This window comes from Entomomonas moraniae (assembly GCF_003991975.1).
Taxonomy (GTDB): Bacteria; Pseudomonadota; Gammaproteobacteria; order Pseudomonadales; family Pseudomonadaceae; genus Entomomonas; species Entomomonas moraniae.
The window spans coordinates 1,588,855-1,604,790 of record NZ_CP029822.1 but is presented as its reverse complement, the minus strand read 5'-3'; the positions used below and the strand labels follow the sequence as shown (position 1 = coordinate 1,604,790).

Here is a 15,936-nt window from a genome sequence, read left to right as displayed (position 1 = left end):
AAAAAAATCTATTATTTATTATATAGAATAAAAATATTTACGCCATAGCAAAAAGTTGTAATTACAATCTCCATCTATCATCAAAACCCTGTGCTAATCCCATAGCACTGATGACCAAAATACTTTACCTACCACTCTAATATCGTCAAGGCTATATTCTTCATCTTCGTACTCGTCACGATTAAATGAGCGTAATCTAACCCTGTTATTGGGTAGTCTATACAATTGCTTAACTCTTGCTAGTTCGTTCTCAATAACAACAGCGTATATTTTTCCGTCTACTATATTAGTGTTAGCTGTGTCTATTCCGACTACAGAACCGTCTTGTATTAGTGGCTCCATGCTATTACCCGATACAGGGACACAAAGCGCATAATTGAAGCTTACACCTTGCTTGATGAGAGTCTTTTTATCAAACCTTAGCTTTCTACCTGTGTTATGTTCTGACGAAGCTATACGTCCGCATCCTGCGCTTAATTGAATATCTTTAATTAGCGGTATTTCAACTTCGTCATCATCTAAAGGGGTGTTGTCATCCCAAGGACTAATATCTCCAATTACTTCGATATGATCTTGCTTTTTGTTTAGCAATGGTTTGTTGATTAATTTTGCAAGGCGAGGGCTTACTTCTGAGACATCGAAATTTAATGCGCTAGAAAGTTTCAATAGTGCTTCAAGATTTAAAGGTATGCGCCCATTTGCAAACTGGCTAAAAGCGCTTTGATTTGACCAGCCGCATTGCTCAGAAATATCTGTCTGATTTAATTTTCTTCCTGATGCCTTAGCTTCATCTTTTCTAGCTTCATAGATAGATTTTAGACGCAAGCTTTCAGCTTTTTCTTCATCTGTAAGTTCTCTTCTTTTCATGTCACCAATGATATTAGCTTTACTAATACTTGAGCAAACACCATTGCTATTTTTATTTCGTTGATATATATTAGCATTGCTACTATTTATTATTTGGGGCATAAGGAATCCAAAATGAAAGAAATACCATTAAAAGATTACCTAGATAACGGCCTAGGTTCACAAGTGAAAATTGCTGAAGGTTTGGGTGTTAATCAAAGTGCCGTTTCTTTGATGTATAGAAAAGATAGAAACATCATTTTATTTATTGATGAAGAGAACAACGTTCTTAGGGCTGAAGAAAGAAGGCCTGTTCCATCAAAAAAGATTGAAGCCGCATAAACCATATTAAATCCTTGAGTAATTAACGATGAGCAAATTATCCATTGTGAACGCTTAAAGATAAACCACCGAAAATATAGAGAGTTTGTGAAATGAGAGCAGCAGTACAAAAAGCAATTAAATCATATCAAGGTGGCTGGTCAGCTATGGCTGCGGCTTTAGGTATGTCAGTAGATGCTTTAGAGAATCGTGTTTACGAAAAGAAAGGACAATCTTTGGCTTTACATGAAGCATTAATGATTGAGTCTATTAGTGAAACTTCACATATAACAGAAGCAATGGCGGCTCGTCATCATGCTGTAGTTATAACCCTGCCTGATGTTGAACATGAGAATAAAGATTTATTAGTTATCCAGTCTCAACTACAAAAAGCTTTAAGCGGTTTATTAAGTACTGTAGCAAACAGTTATGAAGATGATGGAGTGATTGACCGTAAGGAAGAAAAGCAAATATTAAATGAAAAAACAGAAGCTCACAAAGCAGTTGAGAAGTTTGTACAAGTCGCTTTAACAATTTTCAAGCAATAAAAAACCGCATTGGCGTGCGGTTTAAATAAAGGAGTATCAAACAATGAACCTAATATTAAACGAAAACGTAACAATGTCAAGTAGAGAGTTACTAGACGTTATTAATAATGTAAGAGAACAAGAGGGCGAAAACTCAATTCGCTCTAATGTTTTTCACGCAAGAGTAGCTGACGAGCTATCAGATTTTAACTACAAAAGTTTTGTAGTACAAAATTTGAACAATACGGAGTCAGTTGTTTTTGAGTTAACTAAAGATATGTGCATGCTGGTAGCTATGCGCGAATCTAAAAAAGTAAGAAGAATGGTTTTAGCTAAGTTAAATGGAATATTTTTAAATGTTCCTCAAACCTTACCCGATGCTTTGCGTTTAGCTGCTGACTTAGTGGAAGAAAATAATAAGCAAAAATTAATCATAGAACAACAAAAGCCAGCCGTTGACTTTGTAGACAACTACGTAAAAGCAGAAGGCAATTACAACTTTAGACAAGTGGCTAAGTTACTAAATGCTAAAGAGCCTGAACTTAAATTATTCCTGATTGAAAACGGGATCATCTACATCACAAACGGAACGATGACACCAAAGCAACAACATGTAAATTCAGGCCGTTTTATTGTTAAGACTGATGTAACCAAAACAGGCCACTCATACACACAAATGAAAATAACCCCTAAAGGCTTTAACTGGATTAGTGAGCTATGGGCTAACAGATTAGGAGAGGTAGCATAATGGCAGCACTACCATACATTCAGTTATATACAGCAGATTACTTAGCTGACACGGCCCATCTAACCACTTTGGAAAATGGAGCCTACTTACTATTAATGTTTAATTACTGGCAGCGTGGAGAATCCTTCAAAGCAAAGGATGAACAAACGCTCAACAAACGTTTAGCATCTATTGCTCGACTAACTATTAATGAATGGTTAGAAGTATCGGAACAACTGAAAGAATTCTTCGTAATTATTCAGCATAACGATTGTATAGAGTGGAAACATAATCGTATTGAACATGATTTAGATGCGGTAAGGGAAAAATCCATTAAAGCATCTAATGCTGGAAAGCGTTCTGCTAAAGCTCGTTCAGCTAATACTAATAACGAACGTTCAACGGACGTTAAACAAACGTTGAACCATACAGATACAGATACAGATACAGATACAGATATTAAAAAAAATAATACAAAAAAAACCAAGTCCAGTAATAAAAAATTTAATCCATTGCTAGCTAAACCTGAAAACGTATCTGTAGAAACATGGTCCATGTGGGTTAAGTACAGGTCTGAGATCAAAAAGCCTCTAACTGAAACCATGTGTAAACAACAGGCTGTTGATCTGGTTAACTGTCCTAATCCAGATGACGTTATCAAAAAATCAATTGCTTGCGGTTGGCAGGGCTTATTCCCAAACCCAAAAAATAATATTCGACAGTTCCCCGACCGCAAACCATCCATGCAGGCGAATGTTAGTAATTTTAACTTTGAAGTTGGCCCTAACGGTGAGGTTAAATTCTGATGAACACAGTGAGAAAACTATTCACGATTTTAGATACTGAGACTAGGACCTGTGAAAAGCATGGTGAGTACAAAGCCAATTTAATTTGTTTACGCGATGGTGACAGATGGTCCACCTGTGAACAATGCCAACAAGAAAAACGCGATGCAGAAAACAGAGCCGAACAAGAACGGGCGGCTATCGAAGCTAGACGAGTATCGATCGAAAAGCGTCTAGGCAATGCCTGCATACCGCCACGCTTTCAAAACAAAGGATTTGAAAACTACCTAGCCGACAATGAAGGTCAGAAAAGGGCCCTCGCAAAATGCTTACGATATGCGGACCAGTTCAACGAAAACTACGAGACTGGTAAATCCTTATTGCTTCTTGGTGGTGTTGGTACGGGAAAAACTCATCTAGCCAATGCCATAGCCAACAAGATTATCCGAGAGCAGGGAAGAACGGCCCTCTATTCGACAGTAGGCAATGTTTTACGCCTTATCAGATCCACCTTTAACAATTCGGATACAAGAGAGTTAGACATTTATCAACTATTTTCAGATCCTGACTTATTAATCATTGACGAGATTGGTGTACAGAAGTCTAGCGAATTTGAATTAACGGCCCTATTCGACATCATCAATGACCGTTACGAAAACATGCTACCAACCATCATCATCTCAAATCATGGGCCATCTGAATTACCAAATTACCTAGGTGATCGAGTAGTGGACCGACTCAGAGAAGGCGGAGAGGCCATAGGTTTTGACTGGACCTCCAGCAGAACAAAGGAGGCCAGAGCATGACCATTCAAGAGCGTATTGCACAGGTAAAAGAATTTATTGCAGAGCTAGAAACGCGTACTGATTTTGGAGCAGAGCTAGAGTTAATGTCTCTTGAAGCTCATCTTGAAGAGTTAGCAAAGCAAGGTATTGAGGGCGCATATGACGCATCTAAATATATTTGGGCATGTTCAGTAGATAACAGAGATCGACTAGATAAAGATTCAGAGGAGGCTAGAGCATGAATGTAGTATTAGATGTTTGCTGCGGATCACGCATGTTCTATTTCGATAAACAAGACCAACGTGTTTTATTTGGTGATCAAAGAAAAGAGTCACATACCCTTTGTGATGGTAGAGCCTTGGAGATTAATCCAGATGTATTGCTAGATTTCCGTAACCTTCAATTTAATGACAATAGTTTTAGCGTAGTCGTATTTGATCCACCTCATTTAGTCAGGGCAGGTGATAAAAGCTGGCTTGCTCTCAAATATGGGAAGCTTGGCCAAAACTGGCAAGAAGATATAAAAAAAGGTTTCGCCGAATGCTTTCGAGTACTAAAGCCTAATGGCGTACTGATATTTAAATGGAACGAAATACAAATACCAGTCAAAGAAATATTATCCCTTACGGACAATAAACCAGTATTTGGCCATAAGTCAGGCAAAAGATCAGACACTCATTGGATGACTTTTATCAAGGAGGCTAGAGAAGGATATTCTTTTATCAAGCAAGAAGAATTAGCCAATTTAGTAAATGAAAGAAACTGTTATAGATATGGCTTAAAACATGGTTTTTCGCTTGAAGAAGTGGAAAAAGCCATAAAGGAGGCTAGAGCATGAATGATATAACAAACCCAAAACACTATCAAATATACGAAGGCTTAGAAGCCTTAGATGTTATGAGAGCTGTAATGACTGATGAGCAGTACAGAGGATATTTAAAAGGCAACATCCTAAAATACAAGCTCAGAGCTGGTCAAAAAGGAACTCATGAAGATGCTCTAAAAGACCTTGCTAAAGCTAAACAGTATCAGGCGATATTGGAGGCGGTGAAGTGATGGCAAATAACAAAAAACATTACATCATAGACTCATTAGACAAGACTAAAAACGTATTCAAACTAGCTTATTTGTTCGCTACTCAATTAGCTACTAATGAAGCAGTAGAAGTTATCGTTCGCCCTGCAAAAGCTAAAAGAACGTTAGAACAAAACTCTAAGATGTGGGCCATGCTGACCGACCTATCAAATCAAAAACAGTGGGTTGTTAATGGAGTCCTTCAAAAGATAACCCCTACTGACTGGAAAGACCTATTAACTGCCAGTTTACATCAAGAAATGAGAGTAGCCGAGGGAATTAGTGGCGGAATTGTCTTATTAGGCCGCAGAACAAGCCGTATGACTGTAAAAGAAATGAGCGACCTAATAGAGCTTATGCATTCATTCGGTGCTGAAAACGGCATCAAATGGAGTGCTAGAGAATATGACTTTATCTATTGGAGTGAGGCAGCATGACAGACCTAAGAAAACTAGCTAAGGGCAGAGAATGCCAAGTAAGGCTGGACGGTATCTGCAACCACAACCCAGAAACAACTGTACTCGCTCATTATCGTATGGCTGGTACGTGCGGAACTGGAATAAAGCCTGATGATATGCAAGGGGCTTGGGCGTGTAGTAGCTGCCACGATGAAATAGATCGTCGTACACGTATTTTGGAGAATGAATTTGTTCGATTATGTCACTTGGAAGGGGTTATGAGAACTCAGGCTATATTGCGAAAAGAGGGGGTTATTAAGGTATGAGTCACGAATGCAATAACTTTGTAAAGCTTACAAGCATGAACAAAAAAATATGCTCAGAGTGCGGTAAAGAGTACGAATGGAACTTAAACCAAGATCAAAAGCCATTACTAAACAGTAGCCGAGGAGACAGAAAGAGTCATGAATTAATCGAAGCTTTTGACGAGGAGCGCATGGACATCATAGGACAGAATGGAAACGATGGCGAAGTGTATATGTGCGGTGATCGCTGGCTAGAGACTGGTAGTCCGTGGGGTGCCGAATGAGATGGGCCAAAGTTAGCGACTGGTGCATCGTTTCAGAGGAAGGATACAAGGTGGCTAAATACGGAGAAAAATTCAGAGCATCAAATCCTAAAGGCGAGTTTATAACAGGGTTTGTTAGTGCTGAGAAAGCTAAGAAAGCGTGTGAGGTGGGTAGTGGCAAGTAAAGGCGAAGAAACGTTAATGATGCACTTTAAAGATCACAAGCTAACACCAGAGCGCGAGTTCAGATTTCACGACACAAGAAGATGGCGTTTTGACTTTGCATTCCCAGAACGAAAACTAGCGGTAGAAGTAGAAGGGGGAACCTATACCAATGGTCGTCATACACGGGGAAGCGGTTACGAAAAGGATTTAGAGAAGTATAACGAAGCCGCAAAGCTAGGGTGGAAGGTTTTAAGGTTTAGTACAGGCATGGTTAGCAAGGGCGAAGCAATAAAACAAGTTTTAGAAGTAATTGAGGGGTAGTACATGAAATACACGACAGCGCGCAAAGCATGGCATGATGCATACTATACAGGTAAAGAAAACACAGTAGATCAATTCTTATTGTTAGGTACTACCGTTCAAAAGACCGTAGTCAATAACAGCCTAATGCTATGCATGGATGCGTGGCTAAAAGGCAGGGTGCAAAATGCTATTGCCATGCTACCTGAAAATATCCAGGGTTTTGGTAACTGGATATACTCGCCTATGCGCAATAAAGACGACCTAGAAAGCGCACAAGAGGCTGTATTTGATAACTTCTGGTATAACTTCAAGGCTGAAAAACTAACGGATAAGAAGTGGGAGCAAGTCAAGGAATTAACATTGTGCGCTATCGTTGAATATTTCCATGTGATTATGGGTAATCCTAGTCCTTTTAAAAACTCCGCCTACATATGCAAGTTTTTAAAGGATGAAAAAAACGTCCATATCTCCAATCACAACTGGGTTAGAGACTGGCAATATATATATGATGCCTTATTAAATTCATGTGCTTATATCGATTCTAAAGCGCTAGAACCAGTATCAAAAATCATAAGGCTAGAGTATGATAAAGTTGCTTAAAAATAATAAAAGTTAGATGTTCATGCTAATAAATTATTTATTATTAGTTAAATATTGACAATGAGGATATTTTTAAGCATAATTACCATAATTATTTTTTGCACCCTAAATAAAGTTAAACAAAAACACAGCCCCTAGCCTAATCCGCAGGGGCTTTTTTTATGCCTGAAAACTAAAGAATTAATTATGCCCATACAAACCACATCAACTTGGACGTTAGGAATATATGGGTTCTCTTTCATTGGCCTTTTATCTGGTGTTCATCCGGCGGCTATATGGGGGGCGCTCATAGGCTCTATTATCTATCTTGTTGCAGCACCTCAACATAGACCATTTAAAAAATTCGTATGTTTTTTTACTGCATGGGTAGTTGGGTATTATGTTGCTTTAGAATTAGTTAAGCAGGGTTTTAGCAAGACAGAGGGCGCTATAGCTTGTTTAGCATCGGCAATATCTTTACCTATTATATTTGCAATAATCGATGTAATAAGCAATGGAAAACTATTTGGACTGATATCCGAAGTCATCAAGAAAAGATATGGTGGCGGCAATGATGACAATTAACCAATTAATAGTAAATCTAACAATCATAATCTTACTCATCGTCTTATATTTTTATGCGCGCGACTTCTTCAGGAGTCATGAGCGATGCATTGATACCTATGTTAATGCATTTAAGCTAATAGCTATAAGTGGGTGGGTTATTCATTTAGCAAGTTACAAAGTAGCGCAGCCCAATCTGCCAGCATTGATGCTGCTTATTGTTTTGTTATTTCAGATTTTTAGGTACAGGAACAATATTAAATGAAACTAACATTAACTCGAGAACAATCGAGAGATTATGGCACGTTTGGAACAATAACATTACCCGATGGAAAGACGTTCTATACATTAGAGCTACCAGACAAAGACAACAAACGTCAGGTGTCATGTATTCCTAAAGGTTCATATCAATGCAGGATTGTTAATAGTGCTAAATTTGGGAAAGTTTATGGTGTCTGTGGCGTTCCTAATAGGATAGCTATTCTAATCCACGCGGGTAATTATGGTGGTGATATAGAGAAAGGCTACAGAACAGACATACAAGGTTGCATTCTGTTAGGAAAAGCTAAAGGCAATCTAAATAATCAGCCAGTTGTTACAAGTAGCAGGGTAGCGCTAAAAGAGTTTATGACCGATCTTAATAATGAGCCTTTTGAGCTGCTAATCAAATAATTATCACAACCAGTTTAAACCGTCCTTTGAGGCGGTTTTTTTATGCCTATTCGCATGGGCAATCAAAAGAAACTTACAGAATAATAGTTAAGAGAATAGCGGATGTTTCCCTAAGTTCTTAACCGTTAATTCTGTGCGAACTTAACTATTATTCTATAGGTGGAAACATGACAAATTTAAATACATTCAACTTTGATCAAATGGGATCTGAAAAAGAGGGTAAACCAATTACAACTTCTTTAAAGGTTGCTGAATATTTTGGTAGAGACCATAAAAGCGTTTTAAGATCGATAAGAATGCTTGATTGCTCAAAGGAATTTACATTAGCGCATTTTTGCACTCATGTTCAAAGCATTGCTATTGGTAATGGAGCAACCAAAGAATCAAAAGTATATGAAATGGATTTCCAAGGTTTTATGTTTTTGGTTATGGGATTTACTGGTAAGAAAGCCGCGAAGATAAAAGAAGCCTATATTAATGCTTTTGATTGGATGTACGAACAGATAAGCAATATCAATAACTCCTATATGGAAATACTCAATAAAGCCATGCTTCAGTTTAAGCAAGAGCAGAGTATAGCGAGTTATGCTGGTAGAACATTAAGACAATGGCAAGACAGCAAGCCAGTGCTAGAAAGCAAAATTAATGAAATCGCCTCAAAGGCGCAATTAAAACTAGAGTTAGCTAATGGACACTATCACTAAATACGCTTCTATAGGCTTAGGTGCTATATGCGCTTTGCTCATTATCTACTGCCTACTCTTACGCAATGATAGAGACAATGCATTAAACGAGATAGACAATCTGAATGGTCAGCTTTATACAGTTATAAAGACTAACCTAAACCTAAAAGGCTCTATTGATCTACTAGAGAAGCAAGCAGAACAAAACAGAAGCTACATAACCCAGCTTGAAGAACAAAGAACCATAACCAGTAAAAAGGCTATGGAAGAACTAGAAAGGTTCAAGAATGCGAAAAAGACTAATCCACCTGTTAATAGCTGGGCTGATAGTAAGCTCCCTAATGGGCTGTACTAACAAACAAGTAGTAACCGAAGTAAAGACGGTTTATATCAAGCCGCCAGTAATAACTCCATGTACACGTTACTCAATCCAAGAATGCAAACCAAGTACAAACGGTGAGCTATTCGAATGTACGTTAGAGATAACCAAGCAGCTTAATTTATGTGCTGACCAGGTAGACAGTTTAAGGAGTTGGCAAGATGAACAAAAATGATAAAAGACTGATTAAAGCATCTAATAAGATACAAAAAAGCATTTGATGATCTATTAGGGATAACAAGCTACACAACTAATGAAATAGAAAGCGCGAAATTAGCATTAACAATAGCGATTAACTCTATTGAAACAGAACTGGAAAGGCGCTTAATTGATACAAACCCTAAAGTATAAGAATTAACACTATGGCAAGACCAGCACAAAGAATAAGTTATGAGTGAATAAACTAACTAAGAACCTATTTCTTATCGTTAGGCGATAGGAACCATTATGAGAAAACTTACCAACAAACAAAAACTATTCGTCAAAGAATACCTGATAGATTTAAATGCAACACAAGCGGCTATAAGGGCGGGTTATTCAGTAAGGTCAGCATCTTTTATAGGTATGGAACTACTAAATAAAACCATAGTTGCAGAAGCAATAAAAGAAGCCATGGATAAAAGAACAGAAAGAACCAAGATAAATGCTGATTATGTGCTTAATAGACTGGTTGAAATAGACCAGCTAGACGTGGCGGATATACTGAGTAATGAAGGAGGCATACTACCCATAAAAGAGTGGCCTAAAGTATGGCGACAATCGATAAGTGGCGTAGATGTGCAAGAGCTACTTTCTAATGATGTTGATACAGCTTCTTTCGTTAAAAAAATCAAATGGCCCGACAAATTAAAAAACCTTGAGCTATTAGGTAAGCATGTCGCGGTTAGTGCATTCAATGAAAAACAAGAGAATAACGACCAATCTAAAATGGTTGATGTACTTAAAGAGTTAGCGGAAAGATTGCCAGTATGATAGCACTGCAAACAAAAAGAGAACTGGACAGGTGGTATGAATTAAAAGAGCATGACGTACAAAGGGCGTTAGTTAACGCTGTATCTAATGGAATTAGATTTCCAGTGGTCCCTGCTGGTAGGCGTTCAGGCAAAACAGAGCGTGCTAAGCGGTTTGTTGCAAAAATGGGGATGATAAACCCCAATGAAATGTATTTTATCGCGGCCCCCACTAGAGACCAAGTTAAAAAAATTTACTGGCAAGACATGAAGAAGCTTTGCTTTTCTAGCTTATGCACTAAAGCTCCATCGGAGACCGAACTAACAATATTTCTTGATAACGGCACAAATATACAGTTAATAGGATTAGATAAGCCGGAACGTATAGAGGGTGTATTCTGGTCAGGTGGAGTGATAGATGAAATTGCAGATATTAAAGCAGATGCATGGGAAGCAAATATAAGGCCAGCGTTAGATACATTTAATCCTACTAGACCAGATTATAAGGCTTGGTGTTGGCTTATTGGCGTTCCCGATGGGCTTAATCATTATTATGATATGGCCCAATATGCGCAAAGTGCTAACGATCCAGAGTGGGGTTATTTTCACTGGAAAAGTGCTGACATACTTCCAGTTGAAACAATAGCAGCAGCTAAAAGACAGATGAGCACCAGGCAGTATAAGCAAGAGTATGAAGCTGATTTTATTGGTGCTACAGGTCGGATTTATGAGGATTACAGCACAGGTAACCACACTAGAGAGCTAATAAAACCTCATGAGCAATTGATGTGGATGCATGACCAGAATTTCACTCCGTTATCTTCAGCAATAGCAGTTAAAAGAGATAATTGCTTGTACATATTAGATGAAATAGTGCTTACAAGCGCTGTATCAAAGCAATCGGCACTAGAATTTGTTGAAAAATACAAAGACCATAAAAATAAACACGTCTTAATTTATGGTGATCCCGCAGGTAAAGCAGGTGAGAAACATGGGCACGCATCGGACTATACTGATATTGAGGGCGTGTTAAAAGCTAATGGATGGACTTACACAAGAAAAGTAAAACAAGCGCACCCTGCAATTAAAGATAGACAGAACGCAGTTAGAGCTAAGATAAAAACGGCAGACGGGCATATTAGCTTATTCGTTAATCCTGTTACTGCGAAATGGTGTGATAAAGGGCTGTCTACTGTTCAGCTTCAGAAAGGCTCCACATTTCAAGAGGATCAAACTAATCAATATCAGCATATAACCACAGCTATTGGTTATTGTATTGATTATGAATGGCCTGTTATTAGCAGAAAACTTACAACCCAAACAATACCAGGATTTGGATATTAATTATGCCTGTATCAACAAGACACCCTGATTACGTAAAGATGCTACCTAAATGGGAGCTAATGCGTGATGTATTAGAAGAGACCGTTAAAGAAAAGCGGGAAAAGTACCTACCACAAACAGCAGGGCAGAAAGCAGTTAACCTACCAGAAATATACGAAGCCTACTTAGCAAGAGCAGACTTTCAATCATTCACTTCTGATGGTGCAAGATCAATGGTTGGCTTGGTTTCTCGATTAGAAGCCAGTATTGAACTACCAACTAAATTAAAAGACCTAGAAAATAATGCAACCACGGATGGTTTTGGACTCAAACAACTCTTCAATCGTGTAGTTGAAAACTCATTAGGCTACGGAAGACAAGGGCTTCTTGTTGATGTTGACCATGAAGGGAAGCCATACTTAGCCTATTATGATGCCTTCTCTATCATCAACTGGAAATCAACCAACAACAACGGACGTAAGGATTTAACCTTGGTTGTTTTAGCTGAACAGTGGCTAAAAGACACGAATGATGAATTTGACCACGATACAGAAACGGTTTACCGAGTATTAGACCTGGACGAGCAGGGCAAGTATCGAGTAAGAATCTTTAAAGATGCTACATTAAGTGAGCCGGTAGAGACAAAAGAAAATATTCTTAATGGAGTAGATTACATTCCCTTTGTTTTTATTGGCTCAACCGATACCAGCCCAGAGATAGACCCCATACCCCTATGGACTATGGCAAAGTGTGCAGTAAAACAGTACCAGATCAGTGCCGACTATTACCACGATCTTCATTTAACCTGTCACCCTCAACCTTGGGTTAGTGGTTTAAGTGCAGAAGAAAAAATAGAATATTCAGGGGCCAATATGGTCTGGAAAATACCACAGGGCGGCAACTGTGGCTATTTAGAAATATCAGGTAATGGTATTGAGCGCAACCGTATCGCCATGAGCGACTTAAAAAATACTGCTTTAGAGTCAGGGGCAAGGGTAATTGATATTGGTGTTGAATCGGGCGAAGCACGACAAGCCAGACAAAATGACCAATATGCTACATTACACTCTGTTGTCAGTGTTGCAGTCAGCGCAATCAACCAAGCCCTCAAATACATCTGTGAAGTTGTCCACGTAGCAACAGAAAAAGACATCTTTAGCGTTACTATCGACTTTAGAGCAGCGGGTGTAGATGCTTCAATTCTTACAAGCCTTCTCAGTGCAGCACTGGCTAATAAAATCAGCATGACAACCTACTGGGATTACATCCGTACAGGAAAAATAACAGAACGTACCTACGAAGAAGAACAAAAGCTAATCGCTGAGCAACAAGACAACGAAGGATTACAGCTAGATGAGCCAGAAACAACTTAGAGATACTGCCATTCGTCACGCTGTCCTACTAGAACAACTAAAAGCGGGGGAGATAAAAGACCTACAAAGATACTACAGACAACTGGACAAACTCATTAGAGAGCTTCTAACCAGGCAAGAGCTAACAGAACTGACCCCAAAACGATATCAACAGTTTTTAAAGAATGCCCAAAAGGAAATACAAACAATACTAGAAGATATGGCAGAAAAAGTTAGTCATAAGCTTACTGATATAGCTCTCTATGAAGCTGAATTTGAGCAAAAAAATCTTACTAAGACATTAGGCGAGAAGTTTAAAAGCATCGCTAAAACAACCTTGATATCCTCTCTAGCCGTCATTCCTTTACAGGTTAGTGGCTCGATAGCTGGTAAGACTGTTAATGAAGCAATTAATATCATACCGATTGAATCTCAGCGGTTAATTAATGCTATCAAAGTAAGCGTTGCTCAAGGCAAATCTAATGCTGAGATCATCACCTCGATTAGAGGAACTAAAGCCAATCAATATACAGATGGCATACTTAATGTAAGCCGTAACAGCATTGATTCAACTGTTAGAACGTTAATTGGTCATACGGCTACAGTCGCAAAGGAAACTCTTTATAAGGCTAATGATTCCGCTATAGAGGGTGTGCAGTGGGTATCTACACTTGATCGAAGAACTACCTCTACTTGTGCAGCGTTAGATGGTCAAATCTTTAGGCAGGGAGAAGGTCCTAGGCCACCTCTTCATTACAACTGTAGGAGTGTCGTTATTCCCGTCACTCGACTCTCTAGGCTGTTTAGTCAAGGAACAACCAGAGCGAGTGAAACGGGGCAAGTATCAGGCGATCTTACCTATTACTCATGGCTACAGAGACAGAGCAGTACATTTCAAGATCAAGCATTAGGACCAGTAAGAGGTCAATTATTCCGTGATGGTGGTTTGAGTGCAGAGCGATTTGCACAATTACAAATAGACAGAAACTTCAGACCAATTACACTGGCTAGAATGAGAGAGTTAGAGCCGCTAGCTTTTGAAAGAGCAGGCTTATAAAGTTAAGTCGCCCCTAGTACTGTCGTGAGATAGAACGAAAGGGCGCATTATTTGCTCCTAGTATCGCTGTGAAGCGTCACGAAAGAGCGCATTATTTTATTAATACCCCTTAAGTGGGGTTTTTTTATGCCTGAAAAAAGGTAAACAACAACACCCAAGGGGACAACAATGCCATTAACAGCAGAGCAACTCAAAGAGTTAGGAATAGAAGTAAACGAAGATCAAGCAAAAGCTTTAAACAGTAAGTTTGAGTCAGAGCTTGAAAGTAGTGTAACTGGTTTAAAAGCTAAAAATAGCGAGCTGTTAGGGCTTCAAAAGCAACTAAAAGAAAAGCTAGGCTCTTATGCTGACCTAGACCCAGAAGCTGCTAGGGAAGCCTTAAAGAAACAACAAGAAATAGCTGATAAAAAGCTAATTGAAGAGGGCAAGCTTGACGAATTAGTCCTCCAACGCACTGAGCGCATGAAAGAAGATTACGAAAAGAAATACCAAGAACTATCAGGGCAAGCAGAGCAAGCTAAGAGTTTCGCCAACAAATTCAAAGGTCGCGTGCTATCCGATGAGATACGCGCAGCGGCTACCGCATTAGGTGTTATCCCATCAGCGATTGATGACGCTATTTATCGTAGTCGTGATCTATTTACCGTCGATGATGAAGGCAAAGTAATACCCACCGAATCAGCAGGGTTAGATGCCAAAGGCAATCCTCTGACAACAAAAGCATGGCTAGAAGCTATGCGAGAAAAAGCGCCTCACTGGTTTCCTATCGTTCAGGGAGGGGGGCGCCCGGCTCAGGTAATGGCAAGGCTAAATTGAGTAGATCAAAAATGAGTGCCGTGGATATAAAACAGTATATCGAAGATCACGGACGCGAAGCATATTTAAAACTACCTAAATAATGAGGGAATAATTAATGACAACTACCGTTAATACAGATATGGTTATTTATAATGACCTAGCACAAACCGCCTATCTTGAGCGTATTCAAGATGTAATTGAAATCTTTAATGTTTCATCTAGTGGAGCAGTGATTTTAAACAATGAGCTGATTGAGGGTGATCTACGTAAAAGAGCTTTTTATAAAATTGGTGGTGCTGTTGAGCATCGTGACGTTAATTCAGATGCCAAGGTAACAGCAAAGAAGATTGGCCCCGGCGAAATGGTTGGTGTAAAAGTTCCATTTAAATATGGCCCATACCAAACTACTGATGAAGCATTTAAAAGGCGCGCTCGTAGCCCTGAAGAGTTTTCCATGCTTGTCGGTCAAGATTATGCAGATGCGGTTTTAGAGGGTTATATTGAGTATGCGATGGCTTCTCTGAAAGCCTCTATCATGTCAAATGCAGACATGGTTGCTAACGCTAGTATAGCAAAGGACGGTAAGAAAACATTAACTAAAGGCATGCGTAAATTTGGAGATCGTTCAGCGCGCATTGCCTTATGGGTGATGGACAGTACGACTTACTTTGATCTAGTAGATCAAGCGATTACTGACAAAATCTACAACGAAGCAGATATTGTTATTTATGGTGGTCAGCCAGGAACACTAGGCAAACCTGTATTAGTTACAGATAAAGCTCCTGTCGATAGTATTTTTGGATTACAGACAGGCGCTATTACAGTTACTGAATCACAATTACCTGGTTTTTGTAGTTACTCTATTAACGACCAAGAAAACATTGCGATGGGTTTCCGAGCCGAAGGAACATTTAACCTAGACGTATTAGGTTATAGCTGGAAAGAAACAGCGGGGGTTAATCCTAATCTTGCTGCATTAGGCTCGTCTGCTAACTGGACTAAATACGCTACGAGTAACAAATCCACTGCAGGCGTATTGATTGATCTAAGCACAAAACCATAACATTAATAAACGCCCCT

The 15,936-nt window shown here is 39.0% G+C and carries 26 protein-coding genes; 25 read left to right on the top strand and 1 reads right to left on the bottom strand.

The genetic code is table 11. The features are described 5' to 3' along the window. Nucleotides 1–93: 93 nt before the first annotated feature. A complete protein-coding gene (locus tag DM558_RS07645) occupies nt 94–969 on the bottom strand; it encodes an XRE family transcriptional regulator (RefSeq protein ID WP_228411840.1) in 876 nt (291 codons plus the stop codon). A gap of 12 nt (nt 970–981) precedes the next feature. On the opposite strand from DM558_RS07645, the gene DM558_RS07640 reads away from it, so the two are divergent. From DM558_RS07640 to DM558_RS07530, 25 genes are all read left to right on the top strand, one after another. Next, nucleotides 982–1,188 carry a Cro/CI family transcriptional regulator gene (locus DM558_RS07640; protein WP_127163206.1) on the top strand — a complete coding sequence of 69 codons (207 nt, stop codon included), beginning with the start codon at nt 982–984 and terminating at the stop codon, nt 1,186–1,188. A gap of 92 nt (nt 1,189–1,280) precedes the next feature. Beyond that, entirely contained in the window at nt 1,281–1,715 is a 435-nt protein-coding gene (locus DM558_RS07635) for a YmfL family putative regulatory protein (protein WP_127163204.1), read from the top strand. Nucleotides 1,716–1,758: 43 nt separating this feature from the next. Further along, on the top strand, nt 1,759–2,442 hold the full coding sequence (locus tag DM558_RS07630) for a phage antirepressor KilAC domain-containing protein (protein ID WP_127163202.1): 684 nt from the start codon (nt 1,759–1,761) through the stop codon (nt 2,440–2,442). After that, nucleotides 2,442–3,227, top strand: a complete 786-nt coding sequence (locus tag DM558_RS07625) for a YdaU family protein (RefSeq protein ID WP_127163200.1) — start codon at nt 2,442–2,444, stop codon at nt 3,225–3,227. The genes DM558_RS07630 and DM558_RS07625 overlap by 1 nt, the downstream gene beginning before the upstream one ends. Then, on the top strand, nt 3,227–4,012 hold the full coding sequence (locus DM558_RS07620) for an ATP-binding protein (protein WP_127163198.1): 786 nt from the start codon (nt 3,227–3,229) through the stop codon (nt 4,010–4,012). The genes DM558_RS07625 and DM558_RS07620 overlap by 1 nt, the downstream gene beginning before the upstream one ends. After that, entirely contained in the window at nt 4,009–4,233 is a 225-nt protein-coding gene (locus DM558_RS07615) for a hypothetical protein (RefSeq protein WP_127163196.1), read from the top strand. Before DM558_RS07620 ends, DM558_RS07615 begins: the two co-directional genes overlap by 4 nt. After that, entirely contained in the window at nt 4,230–4,829 is a 600-nt protein-coding gene (locus tag DM558_RS07610; protein ID WP_127163194.1) for a class I SAM-dependent methyltransferase, read from the top strand. Before DM558_RS07615 ends, DM558_RS07610 begins: the two co-directional genes overlap by 4 nt. Beyond that, nucleotides 4,826–5,047 carry a DUF3310 domain-containing protein gene (locus DM558_RS07605; RefSeq protein WP_127163192.1) on the top strand — a complete coding sequence of 74 codons (222 nt, stop codon included), beginning with the start codon at nt 4,826–4,828 and terminating at the stop codon, nt 5,045–5,047. Before DM558_RS07610 ends, DM558_RS07605 begins: the two co-directional genes overlap by 4 nt. Further along, nucleotides 5,047–5,502: a recombination protein NinB gene (locus DM558_RS07600; protein WP_127163191.1), complete on the top strand. Its 456-nt coding sequence runs from the start codon at nt 5,047–5,049 to the stop codon at nt 5,500–5,502. The genes DM558_RS07605 and DM558_RS07600 overlap by 1 nt, the downstream gene beginning before the upstream one ends. Continuing rightward, a complete protein-coding gene (locus DM558_RS07595) occupies nt 5,499–5,789 on the top strand; it encodes a DUF1364 domain-containing protein (protein WP_127163189.1) in 291 nt (96 codons plus the stop codon). Before DM558_RS07600 ends, DM558_RS07595 begins: the two co-directional genes overlap by 4 nt. Next, nucleotides 5,786–6,052, top strand: coding sequence for a hypothetical protein (locus DM558_RS07590; protein ID WP_127163187.1), 267 nt, complete (start codon nt 5,786–5,788; stop codon nt 6,050–6,052). Before DM558_RS07595 ends, DM558_RS07590 begins: the two co-directional genes overlap by 4 nt. Further along, nucleotides 6,049–6,216 (top strand): hypothetical protein, encoded by a 168-nt coding sequence (locus DM558_RS15640; RefSeq protein ID WP_164731421.1) that lies wholly within the window; start codon nt 6,049–6,051, stop codon nt 6,214–6,216. Before DM558_RS07590 ends, DM558_RS15640 begins: the two co-directional genes overlap by 4 nt. Beyond that, complete coding sequence (locus DM558_RS07585; protein ID WP_228411839.1) at nt 6,206–6,517, top strand: DUF559 domain-containing protein; 312 nt, start codon at nt 6,206–6,208, stop codon at nt 6,515–6,517. The genes DM558_RS15640 and DM558_RS07585 overlap by 11 nt, the downstream gene beginning before the upstream one ends. Nucleotides 6,518–6,520: 3 nt before the next feature. Beyond that, on the top strand, nt 6,521–7,099 hold the full coding sequence (locus DM558_RS07580) for a hypothetical protein (protein ID WP_127163185.1): 579 nt from the start codon (nt 6,521–6,523) through the stop codon (nt 7,097–7,099). 186 nt (nt 7,100–7,285) lie between these two features. Next, entirely contained in the window at nt 7,286–7,663 is a 378-nt protein-coding gene (locus DM558_RS07575; protein WP_127163183.1) for a putative holin, read from the top strand. A 240-nt stretch (nt 7,664–7,903) separates the two neighbouring features. Continuing rightward, nucleotides 7,904–8,314: a DUF5675 family protein gene (locus DM558_RS07570; RefSeq protein WP_127163181.1), complete on the top strand. Its 411-nt coding sequence runs from the start codon at nt 7,904–7,906 to the stop codon at nt 8,312–8,314. Nucleotides 8,315–8,481: 167 nt separating this feature from the next. Continuing rightward, the gene (locus tag DM558_RS07565; RefSeq protein WP_127163179.1) at nt 8,482–9,018 is read left to right on the top strand and encodes a Rha family transcriptional regulator; all 537 of its coding nucleotides are present in this window, start codon (nt 8,482–8,484) and stop codon (nt 9,016–9,018) included. Then, nucleotides 9,002–9,352 (top strand): hypothetical protein, encoded by a 351-nt coding sequence (locus DM558_RS07560; RefSeq protein ID WP_127163177.1) that lies wholly within the window; start codon nt 9,002–9,004, stop codon nt 9,350–9,352. The genes DM558_RS07565 and DM558_RS07560 overlap by 17 nt, the downstream gene beginning before the upstream one ends. Continuing rightward, nucleotides 9,285–9,551, top strand: a complete 267-nt coding sequence (lysC, locus tag DM558_RS16035) for an Rz1-like lysis system protein LysC (protein WP_407644299.1) — start codon at nt 9,285–9,287, stop codon at nt 9,549–9,551. Before DM558_RS07560 ends, lysC begins: the two co-directional genes overlap by 68 nt. Nucleotides 9,552–9,823: 272 nt before the next feature. Beyond that, nucleotides 9,824–10,348, top strand: coding sequence for a terminase small subunit (locus tag DM558_RS07555; RefSeq protein ID WP_127163175.1), 525 nt, complete (start codon nt 9,824–9,826; stop codon nt 10,346–10,348). Beyond that, a complete protein-coding gene (locus tag DM558_RS07550) occupies nt 10,345–11,670 on the top strand; it encodes a hypothetical protein (protein ID WP_127163173.1) in 1,326 nt (441 codons plus the stop codon). The genes DM558_RS07555 and DM558_RS07550 overlap by 4 nt, the downstream gene beginning before the upstream one ends. A gap of 2 nt (nt 11,671–11,672) precedes the next feature. Next, nucleotides 11,673–13,022 (top strand): DUF4055 domain-containing protein, encoded by a 1,350-nt coding sequence (locus DM558_RS07545; RefSeq protein ID WP_127163171.1) that lies wholly within the window; start codon nt 11,673–11,675, stop codon nt 13,020–13,022. Then, nucleotides 13,003–14,058 (top strand): minor capsid protein, encoded by a 1,056-nt coding sequence (locus DM558_RS07540; RefSeq protein WP_127163169.1) that lies wholly within the window; start codon nt 13,003–13,005, stop codon nt 14,056–14,058. The genes DM558_RS07545 and DM558_RS07540 overlap by 20 nt, the downstream gene beginning before the upstream one ends. A gap of 168 nt (nt 14,059–14,226) precedes the next feature. Continuing rightward, on the top strand, nt 14,227–14,874 hold the full coding sequence (locus DM558_RS07535; protein ID WP_127162728.1) for a hypothetical protein: 648 nt from the start codon (nt 14,227–14,229) through the stop codon (nt 14,872–14,874). A 97-nt stretch (nt 14,875–14,971) separates the two neighbouring features. Beyond that, a complete protein-coding gene (locus tag DM558_RS07530; protein WP_127163167.1) occupies nt 14,972–15,919 on the top strand; it encodes a major capsid protein in 948 nt (315 codons plus the stop codon). Nucleotides 15,920–15,936: the final 17 nt, after the last annotated feature.

What these genes read in the sequence shown, in the direction of transcription:
- DM558_RS07635 (WP_127163204.1), top strand. Translation starts at nt 1,281, where the DNA reads ATGAGAGCAGCAGTACAAAAAGCAATTAAATCATATCAAGGTGGCTGG.
- DM558_RS07565 (WP_127163179.1), top strand. Translation starts at nt 8,482, where the DNA reads ATGACAAATTTAAATACATTCAACTTTGATCAAATGGGATCTGAAAAA.
- DM558_RS07530 (WP_127163167.1), top strand. Translation starts at nt 14,972, where the DNA reads ATGACAACTACCGTTAATACAGATATGGTTATTTATAATGACCTAGCA.
- DM558_RS07630 (WP_127163202.1), top strand. Translation starts at nt 1,759, where the DNA reads ATGAACCTAATATTAAACGAAAACGTAACAATGTCAAGTAGAGAGTTA.
- DM558_RS07605 (WP_127163192.1), top strand. Translation starts at nt 4,826, where the DNA reads ATGAATGATATAACAAACCCAAAACACTATCAAATATACGAAGGCTTA.
- DM558_RS07645 (WP_228411840.1), bottom strand. Translation starts at nt 969, where the DNA reads ATGCCCCAAATAATAAATAGTAGCAATGCTAATATATATCAACGAAAT.
- DM558_RS07600 (WP_127163191.1), top strand. Translation starts at nt 5,047, where the DNA reads ATGGCAAATAACAAAAAACATTACATCATAGACTCATTAGACAAGACT.
- DM558_RS07640 (WP_127163206.1), top strand. Translation starts at nt 982, where the DNA reads ATGAAAGAAATACCATTAAAAGATTACCTAGATAACGGCCTAGGTTCA.
- DM558_RS07535 (WP_127162728.1), top strand. Translation starts at nt 14,227, where the DNA reads ATGCCATTAACAGCAGAGCAACTCAAAGAGTTAGGAATAGAAGTAAAC.
- DM558_RS07610 (WP_127163194.1), top strand. Translation starts at nt 4,230, where the DNA reads ATGAATGTAGTATTAGATGTTTGCTGCGGATCACGCATGTTCTATTTC.
- DM558_RS07550 (WP_127163173.1), top strand. Translation starts at nt 10,345, where the DNA reads ATGATAGCACTGCAAACAAAAAGAGAACTGGACAGGTGGTATGAATTA.
- DM558_RS07615 (WP_127163196.1), top strand. Translation starts at nt 4,009, where the DNA reads ATGACCATTCAAGAGCGTATTGCACAGGTAAAAGAATTTATTGCAGAG.
- DM558_RS07540 (WP_127163169.1), top strand. Translation starts at nt 13,003, where the DNA reads ATGAGCCAGAAACAACTTAGAGATACTGCCATTCGTCACGCTGTCCTA.
- DM558_RS07575 (WP_127163183.1), top strand. Translation starts at nt 7,286, where the DNA reads ATGCCCATACAAACCACATCAACTTGGACGTTAGGAATATATGGGTTC.
- DM558_RS07625 (WP_127163200.1), top strand. Translation starts at nt 2,442, where the DNA reads ATGGCAGCACTACCATACATTCAGTTATATACAGCAGATTACTTAGCT.
- DM558_RS07620 (WP_127163198.1), top strand. Translation starts at nt 3,227, where the DNA reads ATGAACACAGTGAGAAAACTATTCACGATTTTAGATACTGAGACTAGG.
- DM558_RS07595 (WP_127163189.1), top strand. Translation starts at nt 5,499, where the DNA reads ATGACAGACCTAAGAAAACTAGCTAAGGGCAGAGAATGCCAAGTAAGG.
- lysC (WP_407644299.1), top strand. Translation starts at nt 9,285, where the DNA reads ATGCGAAAAAGACTAATCCACCTGTTAATAGCTGGGCTGATAGTAAGC.
- DM558_RS07555 (WP_127163175.1), top strand. Translation starts at nt 9,824, where the DNA reads ATGAGAAAACTTACCAACAAACAAAAACTATTCGTCAAAGAATACCTG.
- DM558_RS07545 (WP_127163171.1), top strand. Translation starts at nt 11,673, where the DNA reads ATGCCTGTATCAACAAGACACCCTGATTACGTAAAGATGCTACCTAAA.
- DM558_RS07560 (WP_127163177.1), top strand. Translation starts at nt 9,002, where the DNA reads ATGGACACTATCACTAAATACGCTTCTATAGGCTTAGGTGCTATATGC.
- DM558_RS07580 (WP_127163185.1), top strand. Translation starts at nt 6,521, where the DNA reads ATGAAATACACGACAGCGCGCAAAGCATGGCATGATGCATACTATACA.
- DM558_RS15640 (WP_164731421.1), top strand. Translation starts at nt 6,049, where the DNA reads ATGAGATGGGCCAAAGTTAGCGACTGGTGCATCGTTTCAGAGGAAGGA.
- DM558_RS07570 (WP_127163181.1), top strand. Translation starts at nt 7,904, where the DNA reads ATGAAACTAACATTAACTCGAGAACAATCGAGAGATTATGGCACGTTT.
- DM558_RS07590 (WP_127163187.1), top strand. Translation starts at nt 5,786, where the DNA reads ATGAGTCACGAATGCAATAACTTTGTAAAGCTTACAAGCATGAACAAA.